This window comes from Methylophaga sp., from assembly GCF_009711715.1.
GTDB lineage: Bacteria > Pseudomonadota > Gammaproteobacteria > Nitrosococcales > Methylophagaceae > Methylophaga.
On record NZ_VENF01000010.1, the window covers coordinates 1 to 16,362 of the forward strand.

The following is a 16,362-nucleotide window of genomic DNA, read 5'->3' on the forward strand; positions in this document are numbered from 1 at the left end:
GACGACTTAGATGTCGTGAGCTTTCGTTTTCAGCACGTTTAGCTAACTCAAGCTTGAACGCTCTATGATGTTTGGACATAAAAAGACCCCCAGTAATTGGAATGTCCAACTATTGGGGGTCACTTCACATTGCAGGGCTTTTAATTGGCGTATGAGGTTCTAAAGCAGCTCTCTGCCAAGAAACTTGTGCCGAGTTGGCATCAAACGCGGTTTTTCTCTCTGATTTCGTCCAGGGTTTTACAGTCTATGCAGAGTGTGGCGGTCGGACGGGCTTCCAGTCGACGGATACCGATTTCGGTACCGCAAGACTCACAAAAGCCGTAGTCACCTTTTTCCAGGTCAACCAGCGATTCGTCGATTTTCTTGATCAACTTGCGTTCACGGTCACGGGTACGCAGCTCCAGGGTAAATTCTTCTTCCTGAGTAGCACGGTCATTCGGATCCGGGAAATTGGCTGCCTCGTCCTGCATGTGATGAACAGTACGGTCAACTTCTTCACGCAGTTGGGCACGCCATGTCAGCAGAATGTGACGGAAATGCTCAACCTGAGCGTCGTTCATATATTCTTCGCCTTCTTGCTCCTGGTAAGGAGTGAACTTAGCGTCGACTTGAGTGTTTTCCATGTTAAAACCTCATACTTTCTAAAACCAAGGGCGAATCTATACCAGAACGCCCCCGCATGTGCAAAACTAAAATTTCATTTTATCTCATTTGGAACAGCAGAAATCATTAATAAGGCAATTAAAAGTGGTAATTTTTGATGGTGTTCTCATTCTGGCCGAGACTGGCCATGTCGGCTGCCAAAGCGCTCGCAACCGCGCATCAGAACAGCGCGTATAGAAGCCTGCTCGGAATGTATGCAGGTATGATAAATCGTTATCCATCACAGCCGCTAAATCAGGCATCGTTTCCTACCTCCTATGGTTCCATCATACGCCACAGAAAAAGGTTAAGATCAAGCCCGCTGGGAGCATGACTTTATCGGCTTAAAACTCAGCACTGGTGATTGCTGTTACCCAAAACGACAAACCGTAGATTTTTAAAGGAGACACATGAGCAGGCCAATCAGCAAACGGGCACAGGCGATATCGCCTTTTCATGTCATGGATATTCTGGCCCAGGCCAAAGCCCTGCAAGCGCAGGGACACGATATTATTCACATGGAAGTCGGCGAGCCTGATTTTGACACGCCTACGCCGATTATCGATGCCGGCATCAGGGCACTGCAACAGGCCAAAACCCATTACACGCCGGCGCTTGGCCTGCCTGAACTCAGACAAGCCATTGCTGATTGGTACCAGACGCATTACGACGTGACCGTCTCAGCCGAACGTATTGTCATTACCCCCGGCGCCTCCGGTGCCTTGCTGCTGGTTATGGGCGCTTTGCTGGAAAACGGCCAGAAAGTCATGCTGGCCGATCCGGGCTATCCCTGTAACCGCCATTTCGCCCGTTTTGTTGAGGGCGAGGTCAATGCCGTGCCGGTTACTGCCGAGAGCCGTTATCAACTGACCGCGCAACATGTTACTGAACACTGGGACGAGCAAACCAGCATCGCCCTGGTTGCTTCACCGTCAAACCCAACCGGCACCGTCTTAGATAAAACTGAACTTGCTGCCTTATCCGCCGCCGTAAAACAACAGCAGGGCAGTTTGATCGTCGATGAAATCTACCACGGTCTGACCTATGATGATTTCGAGGCCCCAACTGCATTAGCCGTCGATCAGGACGCTTTTGTTATCAACAGCTTCTCCAAGTTTTTCGGTATGACAGGCTGGCGACTGGGCTGGCTGGTCGTACCGGAAGGCTTTACCGAAATCATGGACCGGCTGGCACAAAACCTTTATCTCGCTGCCCCCACCATGTCGCAATATGCCGCACTGGCTGCATTTGAATCAGACACGCTGGAGATCCTCGAACATCGCCGCCAAACCCTGCAGCATCGTCGCGATGCATTATTGCCAGCGCTGGAGCAGGTGGGCTTTCGATTTGCCGTTAAACCCCAGGGGGCGTTTTACCTCTACGCCGATTGCTCAGCGCTGCTGAATGAAAAGGTCCCAGACAGTATGGCGCTGTCACGCTATCTGCTGAAAGAAGCGGGTGTGGCGGTAACACCGGGCCTGGACTTCGGCAACTTCGAAGCTGAAAAACACTGCCGGTTTGCCTACACCACTAATGAAGAACGGTTGCTGGAAGCAGCGGAGCGGATAGGGCGGGCATTACGATAATTTATTCCAATCCAGGGGACTCATGTCATTGCGAGGAGGTGCAACCGAAGCCGCAATCTATTCATATCAACCAACCAGGTCAGCCAGCTTAATTCTCCGATGCCTCATTGCTTTCTCTTAGACTACCTCCTGACCTGAATCAACATCGGACAGGTCACATCATCAGAACGGCAGGCCAGTTATGATCACGCCCTCATGCTAATCCATTCGTGTACGTTGAGCTGGGGCTGACCTTATGGCAGCCGATCGTCCCTGGCTTGACGAGTGTTAGGGGAAGAGGGTGTCTGAAAGAATTGCGTATTTTGATATTTTACGTGCGATTGCCATAGTTGGCGTGGTGGCAATCCATGCATCGGGTACAGGGCTCAGTTTCGATGTAGCCAGCATCAATTTTAATTTCACTGTGCTGTGGCGCAATTTGCTGAATTTTGCCGTGCCGTTGTTTCTAGCCATTTCCGGTTTTTTTCTGGTCAGGAAACAGTTTAAGTATACGGGCGAATATTTTGCCTTTCTAAAAAAGCAGATACCACGCGTTTATATTCCTACCCTCATCTGGTCTTTAGGCTGGTTCACTATCGCCATCGTGGTTTACAACAAGCCTGTGCTTGATGAGTTGTTTAAAGTGGTGACGTTTCAGTCAAGCGGTCCTTATTATTTTATTGCTTTAATCATTCAGTTTTACTTGCTGCTTCCTGTTCTTGGCCGTTTGGCTAATCGTAACGGTTTGCTGTTGAGCGTCTTCATCAGCATTGGCATCACCTTGGGCATATTTTATGTGCGTTATTTCACCAGAATGGAGATGCCGCTGATTTTCTATGCCGGCAATTTTCTCAGTTGGTTAATGTTTTTTGTTTTGGGCATGTATCTGGGCAGTTCGAGTATCAAATTCCCGAATCCAATATTGTTAGTGCTTATCATCACTTTCTACGTTTTATCGTGTATTGAGTCCTATGCACTGATAGCAGCTTTTCACCAGCCGGCGGAAGCAGCCACAGCAGTTAAACCCTCATCCTTTCTTTATTCGTTTTTCCTGATTATTTTCCTGTTCAGAAATCAGAACTGGATTCGGTCAACAGTGCTCAAACGGCTTGGTGATAGGTCGTTTGCGATTTATCTGATTCATCTGTTCGCGTTGCAGGCAGTTGTCATGCTGACTTCACGCCTTTATCCGCAGTTTCAGCAAATGACGGTGCTGTACCAGCTATTTTTGGTTATTGTCGTCATTGTGTCTTGTAGCCTCTACATCTCCATTTCCAATCAGCTGCTGAGCTTCAGACAAGCAAGGTTGCTGGGGTTTCGGTGATAGTCCCGCCAGGCATTCTGTCACCGCTATCTGGCAGCAACATCACCCAGAACGCAACCATTCACATCATCTTTTATAAGGCGTGATATACACATAACTGATGCGAGATGCATTTGGATTTGTGCTTCTTGCACGTTAAGTTGTGTGGATGGTTTTAAGAAACACCGACACATTACAACGCTCCTTACTGGCCATTTTTGGTATTACGATACTCAGCATCCTTGTCCTGACCTTGCTTGCATACCTTCAGGCTCGTACAGAAGAGCAGAATCGCGAGCTGGCATCACTGGGTAACCAACAGATAGTGCTGGTGCAGAGCGTTGTTCGATCTGTTGTGCAGGCCGAAGCCAGCCAGCGTGCCTATTTCCTGAGTGGTGACCCCATCTATCAGGAAGAGGTTCAGGCTACGGTGACCAAGCTCAATGATGAAATGGCCAGACTCGAACGGCTTGACTCGTTTTTACCTGTGACACCGTTCAATCACACTGCACGCCTGCTGGAACTGGTTAGCATGAGAGTCGCACAGCTGGAATCGAAACTGGCGATGAGTTTCGAGGAGGGGCTTCAGGCGGTGCGTCAATCTATTCAGAGCCAGGAAGGCAAGCAGATGATGGACGCTTTAAGGGATATTGCACAGCTTATCAATGAAGAAGAACGTCGCTTTATTGCTCAGCGGGCATCGATGGCAGAACAGAATTCGCGGCAGCGAATTCACTTGTTACTGGGCGCGGCGGTTCTCAATCTGTTGCTGTTAAGTGTGGCTTACCGCGTGGTGAGAAAAGCCACCGGGCGCAGTGCGCAATTACTGGATGAAGTACACAATAAGACCCACGAAATTGCCAGTATCAATGAGTTCAGTAGTAATCTTCAGTCCTGTTCCACTGTTTCGGAAGCGCATGAGCTTTTCCGTCACTACATGCAACGTTTGTTTCCAGAGTGCAGTGGCGCACTCTACATCATGCGTAGTTCCCGTAACCTGCTGCATATGGCCACCAGTTGGAACATTGGGGAGTCACCATTTGAAGACATGATGGAGCCCCGTGACTGCTGGGCTCTGCGGCGAGGTAAACCGCACGAAATCACTGATCTGGCCAATGAGTTGAGCTGTCGCCATCTAAACCAGGACTCAAGAGCCAGTCTGTGTATGCCGCTGGTGTCACAGAGCGAGACAATTGGCATGTTGCATCTGCGTATCGAAGACAGTGAGTTGCTGCCGGTCGTGCGCGAGCGTTCTGATGCTATGGTCCACCATATCAGTGCCGCGCTTTCAGGTATTTTCCTGCGTGAGGCATTACGCGAACACAGTATCCGTGATCCGATGACGCAGCTGTTTAATCGCCGTTATCTGGAAGAGAGCATTGCCAGAGAGCTTATTCGTGCCCGCCGATCCGGTGGGAGTTTCAGCGTGGTCATGACAGACATCGACCATTTCAAATCATTCAATGATAATTATGGTCATCAGGCTGGTGATGCGGTTATCAAAGCCTTTGCCAGCCACTTGCAGAGCCATGTCAGAGGTGAGGATGTGGTTTGTCGTTACGGTGGTGAAGAGTTTCTTATTCTGCTGACTGGTGCGACACATGAACAGGCTCTGGAGCGGGCTGAATTGCTGTGCCGCAGCACGCAAAAACTGGAAATCGATTCTGCAGTCACGTCGATTCCCTCTATCACGGCCTCCTGGGGCGTGGCGACTTTTCCAGAACATGGCGAGAGCTGGGAAGGTGTTATCAGCACGGCCGATGCAGCCCTCTATCTATCTAAACGCCATGGTCGTAATCGCGTCTCGTCTGCCATTGAACTGACGAAAGTCACAGAAAAAAACAATTCAGAAGTGGATAGTAATCAATAAGCTGATGGGTCCGGCGGAATTTTCTACCAGGCATCTGCAGCTATTGCGCGTAACGCGCTAGCCGGATCATTGCTGTCTTATTGCTGTTGCAGACAACAAACCTGACTGAGACGGGTTTAGTTCTGGATGCAAACAATCAAGCCAGTTAAGCGTAGGAAAGGTTTTCCGTCACAAGCTAAATTTCATACTTTCTTTTTGAGTTCCAGCCGGGGTGTGTGATCCCATTTACAACTGAAGAAAGGAGAAACCATTATGGAACATAATCAGCGCATGCACATGGGGTGGGGACGCTTCTCCGCCATGATTCTGACTTCAGTTGTCATCATGTTTTTCCTGATGTATCAACTGGTTTTCTCTTATGACCATGCCTTTCTGAGTCTCAACCGCCTGGTAGCATCGTTGGTGATCGGTTGTGTGATGACGATTGTCATGCTCAGTTTTATGTGGTCCATGTATCAGGGCTTGAGCAGCAAAATCCTGATTCTTGTTATTGCTGCGATTGCCGGTGCGGGCATGTTATGGGGAAACAGATCTCAACTGTTGATAGAGGATATCCACTTTATGAAATCGATGATTCCACACCATTCAATTGCCATTAACAATGCACGCAAAGCCGAGATAAGCGATCCCCGAGTACGTGAGCTGGCTGATGAAATTATCGAGGCTCAGGTAAGAGAAATTGAAGTTATGAAACGACTCATAGACGACATTGCTCAAAATGGCGAACGTGCTGGTAAGCCCCTTCCGCCACGCGCTGCGGAAGTGACCGAGGAGATGTTGCCAAAAATCAGAAAAGCGGTGGAGTAGGTATCTGAGCCTGAGACAAATTTTCCAGCTCCAGAGCTAAATCTGGCTTAACAAAAAAAGCAGCAAACAACAGGTATTGATGGTCAGTACAGACCTGGTTCAGTTAATTCAGGTTCTTTATGGGGGCGGCCACACTGGACACATCAAGATGTTGATACGCATTACCCTCGCTTGGAGTATAGTCAAACTTCAGTCATATAGACTTTGCTTGCAGGTCTTGGGTAGGGTTCAACATTGTGTGGCACATTAGTCGATACATATTATCTCCCGCCCTGGCCGTTAAGAAATTAAGCTGTTCGCAAGCTAAAATCGCAACTGTTGTGATGCTGCTGATCTTCCTGTCAGGATGCGGTACCGTAGCTCGTTCATTACCTCCTAAACATAGCTGCTGGTCTGATCAGGAGCAATTATCGGAAAGGACCCGGACATACTCTGAAATCAGTCAACAGCAACTACTGGATGTAGCAGAAAGTTTGCTAAAACTGAGCTGGAAGAGCGATGTGGAAGTCAGTAAGTCCAGGCATACACTCACAGCCAAAATTCGCAGTGATAGCTGGTTCTATCTTTTCCTTGTGGCATATTTCGGTGTTGTTGACGAATTTTGGCTAATCACTACTCGACCTGACGCCGCCGGTGTGAATGTTTGTGTGCAAATTCAGGGGCAGTATTTAACTGACACCTATGTCCTGGGGGCTGAGCCCGTTACTCATGTTGTTTATCCTGTTTCGGCGGTTAAACGGCCCCAGGGACCTTTTACGCCGCCTGCAGAGGCAATGGCGATCGACTTCGGCACAATCTGGGCGCGTATGGACTATCTTCTGGGGCTGCGATCAGATTGGTTAGCCTGTTCGTCTAACGGGCCGCATAAAAATCCGACCAGAGATCGCATGGAATTCGATCCATTTTGTCACAATTTAATAGCAAGCCCGGCGCGTCCATCACCTCCACCGCAGAGACAACCCGGTGGTAAGGAAGTAAATGACTGAAGCAATCTGCTAAATCTGTCAATAAGTGGTGTCGCTGCTTTAGACAAATTAAAAAGCTGCTGGCCGTCTGCCAGTTGAAAGCAGTATGACCAGCAGCGTATGAATAATGATAAACAACCGATCGTTTCGGTTCAGTTAACTCAGGTTCTCCACGGGTGGTCAGGTAAATCGCAAACCCCAATCGTTTCGACACCAGCGCGTGCCACCAGATTATCGTTTTCGACAGAACTGCCACTGACACCGATTGCACCCGACATGTAACCTTCTTCGTCAACAATCGGTACACCGCCGGGGAAGGTGATCAGACCGTTATTGGAATGTTCGATGCCATATAAAGGCTGACCGGGCTGCGACAGTTGACCAATTTCTCCACTTGGCATGCCGAAATACAATGCTGTCTGTGCTTTTTTTATAGCAATATCGATACTGCCAACCCAGGCATCATCCATACGATAGAAAGCTTTCAGGGCGCCGCCCGAGTCGACAATGGCAATACACATTCGGGTTTCCGTTGACTCGGCTTTCTCAAGCGCACCGTCGATCGCTTTTTTTGCTGCTTCTGATGTAACGTGCATAGAGACCTCCTTGATAAATGGCTGGATCGTTATGTCGATAACGCTGTCGAACCGGGTTAACGATCCAGCCAGGACGTACTGACTTCTGCTTCAAATCGTCAGTCTTTATCTTTTTCAGCGTTCGACACCACAGCTGACAACACACCAGTCGGTTTTGTTTTGATAGCGATCAAACTATGACAAAAACAGCTTGTCGTCAGGGCTTCACCAGGAGTCTTATGTCAAGTCACAGCCTAACGGAGGTATTGGATTTGTTTAGGCATAAGAAGACAGACACAATAAAACCAGGCTTCGCAGACTAGAGGAGGCATTGATGTTCTCGTCCTGTTGGCCCTTATTCGCACTGGTTATGCTGATTATTCTGGTCTGGCAGTTGTGCTGGTGGGGCGTGAAGATTTCATCGGCTTTGTATGCGCGCTCTGTGGTTTTGCTGACGGAGGTGAAACAGCAAAAAGGGGTTGCCGGGCTCTGGCTGAGATTCAGCGCCTCTTTTCCGGAAACCAGTCAACTTTTGCAGGCACGATTCACGACCCGGCGTTTTTCGGGGTTGATATTGACTTTGATTGTGCTGTTTATGCTCTATTTTCTGGCGCTGTTCGGTGGTTTGGTCGGAGAGTTGCTGGAAGCCGAGGAGCTGATTCAAGTTGATCACTGGATCAACGACCAACTCACGGTGATAAGAACTGATAGTGCTGTCACGACCTTTGCCTGGCTAACCGATCTGGGCGGTTCACCGGCGCTGCTGGCGGTGGCAATTGTCGCTACCGGCTTGCTCTGGGCGCATCAGCGTACCCGTCTGATCGCGCCGCTTTGGCTCACAGTGTTTGGCTCGCAATTAATGACTTATTCCGGTAAATTTTTGTTGCAGCGTCAGCGACCCGAATCAATCACCGGACTGGTCGAGGTGACGCCATCTTTTCCCAGCGGACACGCTACCAGCGCACTGGCAGTTTACGGGTTTATGGCCTACATCATCAGCAGAGATCTGAAAACAGTCCGTCAGCGGTTTGAACTGGTCTACTGGACAGCGGTATTAATAGGCCTGATAGGTTTCAGCCGCCTGTTATTGAGTGTGCATTATGCCAGTGATGTCGCGGCTGGCTTCCTGGTTGGGAGCTTCTGGTTACTGCTTGGGATAGCGGTTGCCGAGCAATCTCAAAGGGCCCGATAAAACCTGTCTCAGGCGATTTGTTTATTCGGTCAACGATAGAACTTATTAAAGACATAGGGTAAGCGTATGCAAACCAGCTCAGTTCCAGGCTGGCTGAAACCGGGCTACACACTGCTGGTCTGTATTATTGTGCCGGTGTACTGGCAGGCGTTGGGACCCAGCAATTTCCTGTGGTTTTCTGATATCGCACTCATCACGCTTGTTCCCGCTGTCTGGCTGGAAAACCGGCTGTTATCCAGCACCATGGCCGTCAGTGTTTTGTTTCTGGAGCTGGCCTGGGTGGTGGATTTTGTCAGTGGTGGTGAGTTGATAACGATCGCGGCGTATATGTTTGCTGAGGATGAGCCCTGGCTTATCAGGTTGTTGTCAGGCAGTTTTCACCTGGTTTTGCCGCCTTTATTGATTTTTTTGCTGTACCGGCTGGGCTATGACAGGCGGGCCTTGCCGTTACAGATTTTAATTGCCCTGATCGTGTTGCCGCTGACCTTTGTTCTGACAACGCCGTCAGACAATATCAACTGGGTTTACGGGCTGGGCCAGCCACAGCAATTGCTGCCACCACTGGTTTATTTATGTTTGTTTTTCCTGGCGCTTGTATTGCTGGTTTACCTGCCGTCTCACCTTGTATTAAAGCGTTTTTTCAGCGCTGATCATGTAGATAATTAGCGCCAATACCGCATCGGTTTTATCAGGCTGAAGGCTGCTTAAAGTTTCAGAGAGACGCTGGAACCCCCCTGAATTCACTGACATTATTTTCAAACCGGGAGGATGCAGGAAACCGCTGATTTCAGCTAACATCGGAAACGGTATGGGACAGCTGCTATTCAGACAGAAATCACCTGAAGTACCCAGTGCCTGGGCCAGATTGCGATGGTATGGCCCGGGTTTGTTGTGGATGCTTTCTGCTGTGGGGACCGGTTCGATTCTATTCACCCCACGTGTAGCTGCGGTTTATGAGTATCAGCTGTTTTGGCTGTTACTGCTCGTCGTTTTTTTCATGTGGATCATGATTCGCGAGATGGCGAGATTCTCTATTGCCAGCGGGAAAACCATGCTGGAGGGTATGTATACTCTGGGCGGCCCGAAGGGCTGGGCGGTCTGGTTTATTTTTGTGCCTCAGTTATTGGCAGCCAGTATCGGCATAGCCGGCCTTTCTGGCGTTGTGGGCAGCGCGCTGCAAAGTGTTTTACCGGGAAGCGGGAGTTTGTATGCTTGCCTGTTGATTGTTGTCAGTACGATCTTTGTAGCCTCAGGCAAGTATCTGATTATTGAGCGTTTCAGCCGGAGCATGGCGATTATGCTGATGGCGATGGTTATCCTGTCAGCTGTGGTGGTTTCACCGGACTTAGCCCAGCTTGCAAAGGGCCTGAAGCCTTCCTGGCCTGAGCAACCTGACCTCTATATTATTCTGCCCTGGGTGGGGACAATCCTGGCGGGTTCGATGGGCATTGTCTGGTTCGGTTACTGGACCGCTACCCGTGGATTCGGCGGTGGTCTTGAAACACTGGATCGTGATGACGAACAAGCAGACGGTTCCACCCAAACCGAGTTTGATCAAACCCGTCAGGCGAGAATTGACCGGGCCAAAAGCTGGGTTAGCGTGATGTCCGGTGCAGCGACATTGGGCGTTGTCGGCGGCTTGATTGTGATCAGTTCCTTTTTGATACTTGGCACCGAACTGCTGGCGCCGGATGGCACCGTTCCCAAGGGGGCTGATGTCGCAGTGGATTTAACCCGCCTTTTTTCAGATGTGTGGGGACAGGCCGGTGAGTATCTGTTACTGGCGGCGATTATTATTGCCCTGGGAGGCAGTGTGCTGGCCAACCAGGATGGCTGGGGGCGAAGTTTTGCCGATATCACCCTGATTCTTACCCGGCATCAGCGGGAAGCAGGGGAGCTTAACAAAGTCTTAAAAGCTATCCAGACTCTGGTTGCTAAAACAGGATTTTTATTATTTAAACGTCTGCACCTGAAAAGACTTTTCGTTGCTACCGTTACCGGGATCGTACCGATTGTGATTGTTATGTTGTTCAAAGACCCGGTCAAGGTGATGTCACTATCAGGCATTATCGCTGCGTTGCATACGCCGTTTATCGCGTTGACTGCTTTGTATGTCAACCGTACCCGACTACCGGAACAGATTAGACCCAATTTCTTCGAGACAAGCTGTATGTTCGCGGCCGGGCTGTTTTACCTGGGCTTTGCTGGGATTTTTGTCTGGGACTTGCTTGCTAACACAGGCGGAGGCAGTTAGTGATGTCAGAGCTAGCTTCAGCTAAGTCGCGCGGGCGAGGGTATTTATGACAGATGAAACAGGAATAACACTTTATGAGTGACTGGCTTCAGTTAAGCCTGTTAACGCTGATGGCGGGGATGATGATGCCTGCCGGTGCGGCGTTGGCGAGCATTGAACGTATCCAGCCGCGTTGGTTGGAGACTGAATTCAGGCATGCGGTGATTGCTTTTGGCGGCGGTGCCTTATTGGCAGCAGTGGCGCTGGTTCTTATTCCGGAAGGTATCAAGGATCTGCCTGTCATGGCTGTTTGTGTCTGTTTTGCCGGTGGTGGTCTGGCATTCATGATGCTCGACAGATTTCTGGCTGCAAAAGGCAGCTCTGCCAGTCAGTTAGCTGCGATGCTGGCCGACTTTATTCCTGAAGCAATGGCAATGGGGGCAACGTTTACTGTTTCTCCTGAGGCGGGCCTGTTGCTGGCATTGATTATCGCTTTGCAGAATCTGCCTGAAGGTTTTAATGCTTACCGGGAGTTGGCAGAATCAACGCGCAATCGACCTGTCTATCTGATCATCGCTTTTCTGTTAATGGCATTGCTTGGGCCGCTAGCCGGTCTCACCGGCCATTTTTTCCTGGCAGCGTATAAAACCGTCATTGCTGGCATTATGGTATTTGCTGCAGGCGGTATTCTTTATCTTATCTTTCAGGATATTGCACCGCAGGCCAGGTTGAAAAACCATTATGCGCCACCACTGGCTGCGCTTGGCGGTTTTCTACTGGGCTTGATTGGACATATGCTGTTAACACCCTAAAACAAACTCAGCCACAGGAGTAATCTGCGTCCTCTTCACATTGCACGTTGCCATGAATGAACGAAAGTGGTTAAAGCCTGTCACAAGCTTTTGATTAAGCTATTTATGCTGTGTTAGCTTAGTTAATTGTGTTGAAAACATGGCTGCAAGAGGTGAGGGGCCTGACAGTCGCAGCTTTCAGCCAAAGAGAGAGATAAATCCATCAATAACAACGAGAGGACAGGTGCTGTATGGTGTCTGAAGGATTAAATAACAATACCCCATCGTGGGCCAGCATCCTTGGTGTGGTGGCTATCATGCTGGGGGTTTTTCTAACTGCCGTTCATGGCAACGAAGCAATGAAACAGTCTGTAATCGTCAACAACATGCCCGCCAGCGGTGTGATGCCTGAAGCAGACTGTCCTGAAGAAGAGCTTGAAGAAGAAGGTATTACTGTCGCTGAATGTGAATATCTGATTGACCACGTCAAAGGTATTGCAATGGCCGCCCCTGACTGGTTCCCCACTGCACAAATAACACTCGCCGGTATCGGTGCTGTGCTGGCATTTCTCTCCATCATTATTGGTGGTGCACTGGTGAATTACACTCCCTGGGCTTCGAAAGCGGCTGTGGCCGTATTCAGTGGTCTGGCTGCCGTTGACCTGCTGCAGTTTGCAGCTGTGGTAAACACCGGCCCGACTCTTCGAGAAGTCTATCTGGGTGGCATTCTGCTCTGGTTTGTCCTGCATCTGATGCTAGTCGTCGGTGCACTGGCGGGCAGACACACAGAAGCTGAAGCTTAATTCTTCAATCATTGCAACGAACTATAAACGGAAGCTGTTATGCAAAGACAAGGTTTTAACAGAACGGCGGTAATCCTGCATTGGTTGCTGGCTGTTTCAATTTTCTTTTTATTCATTTCCAGTTGGTGGATGATGGGGCTACCGTTGCCATCACCGGAATTGCAGTTCCGGGCTTTCCCGTTCCAACTGCATAAAAATATCGGTATCACCCTGGTTATTATTATTCTGATGCTGCTGTATGTGCGTTTGTGCCATCGTCCGGCGCCGGTGGACTCGACGCATATGACCGGCTGGATGCATTGGCTTGCGATACTGGCACATGTGGCGATTTATGGTCTGGTGCTGGCCGTGTGTATCACTGGTTATATGTCATCAGCGCATACCCGCTGGGATACCGTGTGGTGGTGGACTATCGAGTTTCCACGTATTGCGGCACCGGATGAAGAAATGAACGAGTTCTGGGGTGAACTGCATACCTATGCAGCCTGGGCCTTGCTCGGTATCGTCGCGGTTCACGTCAGCGGAGCGATTTATCATGCTTTCCGCAACGACGGTATTGTGCGTCGTATGATGCGCTGGTAAATGTGCCAGAAATAAAGAAAAATGGGTCGCTTTGGCGGCCCATTTTTTTTGTCCGTCACAAACGCAACTGACAGCGTCGATGATGGCGAATGATAACCAGCTTTGCTGGCAATGATTTTTGGTTTCTTGCCCGGGTTTCTGGTGATGCTTGCCGGTCTGGAAGAAAAAACCGTATTCTGGTTCCAGGCAGTGGCTGATTTGTGCCGTTATCAGTGGTGTCTGATCGGTTAGAAAACGGTGAGGAACAGAATCCCGTCACATCGTCTCATACTGACACCGCCATTGAAGTACAGACGCAGCAAAGCCCGGAAAGTTGAACAGTCAGACTATCAGGAGAGCACTATATGGAGGACCCGAGAGTATTCTTCGCTGCTGAACGCACTTTGCTGGCCTGGCAGCGCACCGGCATGGTGTTGATGGCGTTTGGTTTTGTTGTCGAACGTGCCGGTTTATTGCTGAAAGTCCTGGGGAAGGTGAACCCAATTCACGATTTGACGCTGTTCTGGCTGGGTATGGTGTTTATGCTGCTCGGTGTACTGACTATTGTCATCGCGGTGTTTCAGTTCTCCCGGTTGCTACCTTCTTTCTCAGAGGTTGAGCGTCCTGCCGGCTACCGGGTGGGCATCAGTCTTGGTCTGAACCTGCTGGTCGCCATGGCCGGCCTGATTATGTTGTTGTTACTGTTATTCCTGCGTTTCTGATCGAGTCACTTGCATCGGCTGAGAGGAGAGAGGCATACTCAGTCACTCAAAATAAGACAAGGAGGAAAATATGACTATTTCTTTAACGCCGCTTATCTCGCTGATCGCCGGTATCCTGGTACTACTGATACCGCGTTTGCTCAATTATATCGTTGCTGTTTACCTGATTCTGATCGGGCTGGTTGGACTGTTTGGCGGTAACCTCAACATAACACCATAAATGTGAGATTAGTCACAAAAAGGAGCAATCAGCCTTAAGTTATGTCGAGACCGTTGACAGTGCTTGTGGCACTGAGGGTCACTTGCAAATCCAAATTATTTATAAGGAGGAAATGCATGAGACACGCCAAGCTTTTCGCTTTGATGATTCCTTTTCTGAGTCCAGCAGTCATCGTTGCCGACTCACCTTTCACTAAACCTGATGGTACCTGGGTGAACCTCAGTGGTACGGCGATAGAAACCGATGCTAACGGCTTTGTGACCGGCAATATGGAAAAAAATATTATTGATACTATGGAGCTGGAAGCTGACACGCTCGTCACTCTCGACGAACAGGCCTGATTAAAACACTTCAGTTGAATAAAAGCGCCCCGCGATCATGCCGGGGCGTTTTTTCTTTCATTCATTCCCCGCCCTTAGCAAAGGCAATATTTCACGAAGTGGCTGCTCCGGCAGACTGACCAGTGTTCTTTTGTTGTTGCCTTCTATCGCGAGCAGACTTATCAGACCGTTGAGCGCGTGACAAACAGCATCCGTTCTGACCGTCCAGGTATTAAAGTTGGTGATCATGCCGCCATGGGCGCGGTCCGGATTGGCAATATCGTAGCTGTTTTGTGGATTGTAGGCATTTTGTATCAGCCAGCGACTGGTTCGCCACATGGCTTCACGATAATGCTGACAGTCGGTGAGCTGTTGTTGTGAACAGAAGTTATACCATTCACCCATCACTTCATTAATCCAGCCGTTACCACTGGTCGTCATCGCATCCAGATAACGGCCATGGCTGAATAAATCGCTGTGACTGACAATCTGCCGCTGCAGCAAGACATCCGCGATTTCAATAATCGTTTTGCGGTAGACCGGTGCCGGATCAACTTTCGCCAGATCTATTAAAGACATCATGACCCAGCTGGATGATATCGAGTTGGCCGGGCGGTAGTCGTCGGCAACCAGCGGCCCCTGTTCAGCGACCTCGCTGAGTAACAACTCGGCAATCTTATGTGCACCATCAAGATAGTGGCTGTCGCCCGTGACCCCATAAAGCCGGGATAAAGCCGATAACACCTGACCGGTGTAAAGAAATGACTGCTTATCTTTGAGTGTCCACGCGCCATCTTTGCAGCGGGCAACCGGAATCACGTTGCCGTCATCTTTGATCATTGTCAGTAACCAGTTCCCGGCCGCTTTGGCAGCATCCAGATAAACCCGGTTTTGCGGTTCATGCTGATTCATCAGCAACAGGGTGAAAATGGTTTTAGACGTGGTGCCAACCACTATCCGGCAGGTACCTTTGCCGGTTTCGGGGTTGAATCCGTAGTCAAAACCACCGGCATGAGGCCCGGTTTTTAATTGCCGGGCCAGAAGAAAGTCGGCGATGTCAGCAAAGCGGGCTTCAATATCGGGATCAGGCTGTAATGCATTGAGTCGGATCAGTGTGTAGAGTGCGGTCGCGGAATAGGTGGTGCGCAGCAGATCTTCCGCTTCATCCTTATCAGCATTGTAGAATTTAAAAAATCCATGTAACGCCGGATCCTGCTGGCGCAGCAAATAGGCGAGGCTGGCATCAATCTGAGTTTGAATATCCTCGTTATTTAATGACCTCACCGCCACACGATGACCCAGTGATTCGACACCACGCCCTTTGTAGTCAATGATGCTGTAACGCCGTGACGGGTGATAATCGAACGCGATTTTGAAGCGGTAATTCTCGACAATGGCTGGATCAACTTTCCCACCGGCCTGCATTGTTTTCAAAGTGGCCTGTCGCAGGGTCGATGTCAGATCTTTGCCATTGGCGCTTGCTTTACCGACCAGATCGCCACGATGATAAGCGCTGACAGTAATTTGCCAGTTGGTACGTTGATAGTGGTTATCCCAGTCCCGTTCCAACTGGTTAAGCTCGGCCAGTGGTGCCTGCTGAATATGCTCTTGCGCGACGGCCCACACAAAATCGACAACCTGATCACGGAATACGTCGTGAGACACATCCGGTACAAATAACTTTCTATCAGCTAATGACGATGTTGATAACAGCAGCAGAACGCAGAACAAAAAAGGATACTTATTCATCGACGCCTCCTTGAGGAGATCAGATTCTAGCACCGCTTAAATCA

18 protein-coding genes are annotated in these 16,362 nt (G+C 49.6%); 15 read left to right on the plus strand and 3 right to left on the minus strand.

Features of this window, described 5'->3' with window-relative positions:
• Window positions 1-200 precede the first annotated feature (200 nt).
• Complete coding sequence (gene dksA / locus FH755_RS07820) at window positions 201-623, minus strand: RNA polymerase-binding protein DksA (protein ID WP_292440282.1); 423 nt, start codon at window positions 621-623, stop codon at window positions 201-203.
• A 429-nt stretch (window positions 624-1,052) separates the two neighbouring features.
• Between dksA and FH755_RS07825 the strand changes: the two genes are divergently transcribed.
• From FH755_RS07825 to FH755_RS07845, 5 genes are all read left to right on the plus strand, one after another.
• Window positions 1,053-2,228, plus strand: coding sequence for a pyridoxal phosphate-dependent aminotransferase (locus FH755_RS07825; RefSeq protein WP_292440285.1), 1,176 nt, complete (start codon window positions 1,053-1,055; stop codon window positions 2,226-2,228).
• A gap of 280 nt (window positions 2,229-2,508) precedes the next feature.
• On the plus strand, window positions 2,509-3,531 hold the full coding sequence (locus tag FH755_RS07830; protein ID WP_292440287.1) for an acyltransferase: 1,023 nt from the start codon (window positions 2,509-2,511) through the stop codon (window positions 3,529-3,531).
• A 148-nt stretch (window positions 3,532-3,679) separates the two neighbouring features.
• Window positions 3,680-5,380, plus strand: a complete 1,701-nt coding sequence (locus FH755_RS07835; RefSeq protein ID WP_292440290.1) for a diguanylate cyclase — start codon at window positions 3,680-3,682, stop codon at window positions 5,378-5,380.
• A 252-nt stretch (window positions 5,381-5,632) separates the two neighbouring features.
• On the plus strand, window positions 5,633-6,187 hold the full coding sequence (locus FH755_RS07840; protein WP_292440292.1) for a DUF305 domain-containing protein: 555 nt from the start codon (window positions 5,633-5,635) through the stop codon (window positions 6,185-6,187).
• A gap of 320 nt (window positions 6,188-6,507) precedes the next feature.
• Window positions 6,508-7,173: a hypothetical protein gene (locus FH755_RS07845; RefSeq protein WP_292440295.1), complete on the plus strand. Its 666-nt coding sequence runs from the start codon at window positions 6,508-6,510 to the stop codon at window positions 7,171-7,173.
• Window positions 7,174-7,313: 140 nt separating this feature from the next.
• On the opposite strand, the gene FH755_RS07850 is transcribed toward FH755_RS07845, so the two are convergent.
• The gene (locus tag FH755_RS07850; RefSeq protein WP_292440297.1) at window positions 7,314-7,748 is read right to left on the minus strand and encodes a heme-binding protein; all 435 of its coding nucleotides are present in this window, start codon (window positions 7,746-7,748) and stop codon (window positions 7,314-7,316) included.
• Window positions 7,749-8,061: 313 nt separating this feature from the next.
• On the opposite strand from FH755_RS07850, the gene FH755_RS07855 reads away from it, so the two are divergent.
• The 10 genes from FH755_RS07855 to FH755_RS07900 all read left to right on the plus strand — a co-directional run bounded on the left by FH755_RS07855 (window position 8,062) and on the right by FH755_RS07900 (window position 14,590).
• On the plus strand, window positions 8,062-8,919 hold the full coding sequence (locus FH755_RS07855) for a phosphatase PAP2 family protein (protein ID WP_292440300.1): 858 nt from the start codon (window positions 8,062-8,064) through the stop codon (window positions 8,917-8,919).
• Between the two features lie 66 nt (window positions 8,920-8,985).
• Entirely contained in the window at window positions 8,986-9,585 is a 600-nt protein-coding gene (locus tag FH755_RS07860; RefSeq protein ID WP_292440302.1) for a hypothetical protein, read from the plus strand.
• A 142-nt stretch (window positions 9,586-9,727) separates the two neighbouring features.
• Window positions 9,728-11,173, plus strand: a complete 1,446-nt coding sequence (locus tag FH755_RS07865) for an Nramp family divalent metal transporter (RefSeq protein WP_292440303.1) — start codon at window positions 9,728-9,730, stop codon at window positions 11,171-11,173.
• A gap of 74 nt (window positions 11,174-11,247) precedes the next feature.
• Complete coding sequence (locus tag FH755_RS07870; RefSeq protein ID WP_292440305.1) at window positions 11,248-11,964, plus strand: divalent cation transporter; 717 nt, start codon at window positions 11,248-11,250, stop codon at window positions 11,962-11,964.
• 230 nt (window positions 11,965-12,194) lie between these two features.
• The gene (locus tag FH755_RS07875; RefSeq protein WP_292440308.1) at window positions 12,195-12,746 is read left to right on the plus strand and encodes a hypothetical protein; all 552 of its coding nucleotides are present in this window, start codon (window positions 12,195-12,197) and stop codon (window positions 12,744-12,746) included.
• Between the two features lie 39 nt (window positions 12,747-12,785).
• Entirely contained in the window at window positions 12,786-13,328 is a 543-nt protein-coding gene (locus FH755_RS07880; protein ID WP_292440310.1) for a cytochrome b/b6 domain-containing protein, read from the plus strand.
• A 102-nt stretch (window positions 13,329-13,430) separates the two neighbouring features.
• A complete protein-coding gene (locus FH755_RS07885) occupies window positions 13,431-13,559 on the plus strand; it encodes a hypothetical protein (RefSeq protein WP_292440313.1) in 129 nt (42 codons plus the stop codon).
• A 113-nt stretch (window positions 13,560-13,672) separates the two neighbouring features.
• Window positions 13,673-14,029 carry a DUF202 domain-containing protein gene (locus FH755_RS07890; protein ID WP_292440316.1) on the plus strand — a complete coding sequence of 119 codons (357 nt, stop codon included), beginning with the start codon at window positions 13,673-13,675 and terminating at the stop codon, window positions 14,027-14,029.
• A 70-nt stretch (window positions 14,030-14,099) separates the two neighbouring features.
• Window positions 14,100-14,249, plus strand: coding sequence for a DUF3096 domain-containing protein (locus FH755_RS07895; protein WP_292440319.1), 150 nt, complete (start codon window positions 14,100-14,102; stop codon window positions 14,247-14,249).
• Window positions 14,250-14,365: 116 nt separating this feature from the next.
• Window positions 14,366-14,590 (plus strand): hypothetical protein, encoded by a 225-nt coding sequence (locus tag FH755_RS07900; protein ID WP_292440322.1) that lies wholly within the window; start codon window positions 14,366-14,368, stop codon window positions 14,588-14,590.
• Window positions 14,591-14,647: 57 nt separating this feature from the next.
• Here the strand turns inward: FH755_RS07900 and FH755_RS07905 are convergent, their stop codons facing one another.
• A complete protein-coding gene (locus FH755_RS07905; protein WP_292440324.1) occupies window positions 14,648-16,318 on the minus strand; it encodes a glycoside hydrolase family 76 protein in 1,671 nt (556 codons plus the stop codon).
• Window positions 16,319-16,362 lie beyond the last annotated feature (44 nt).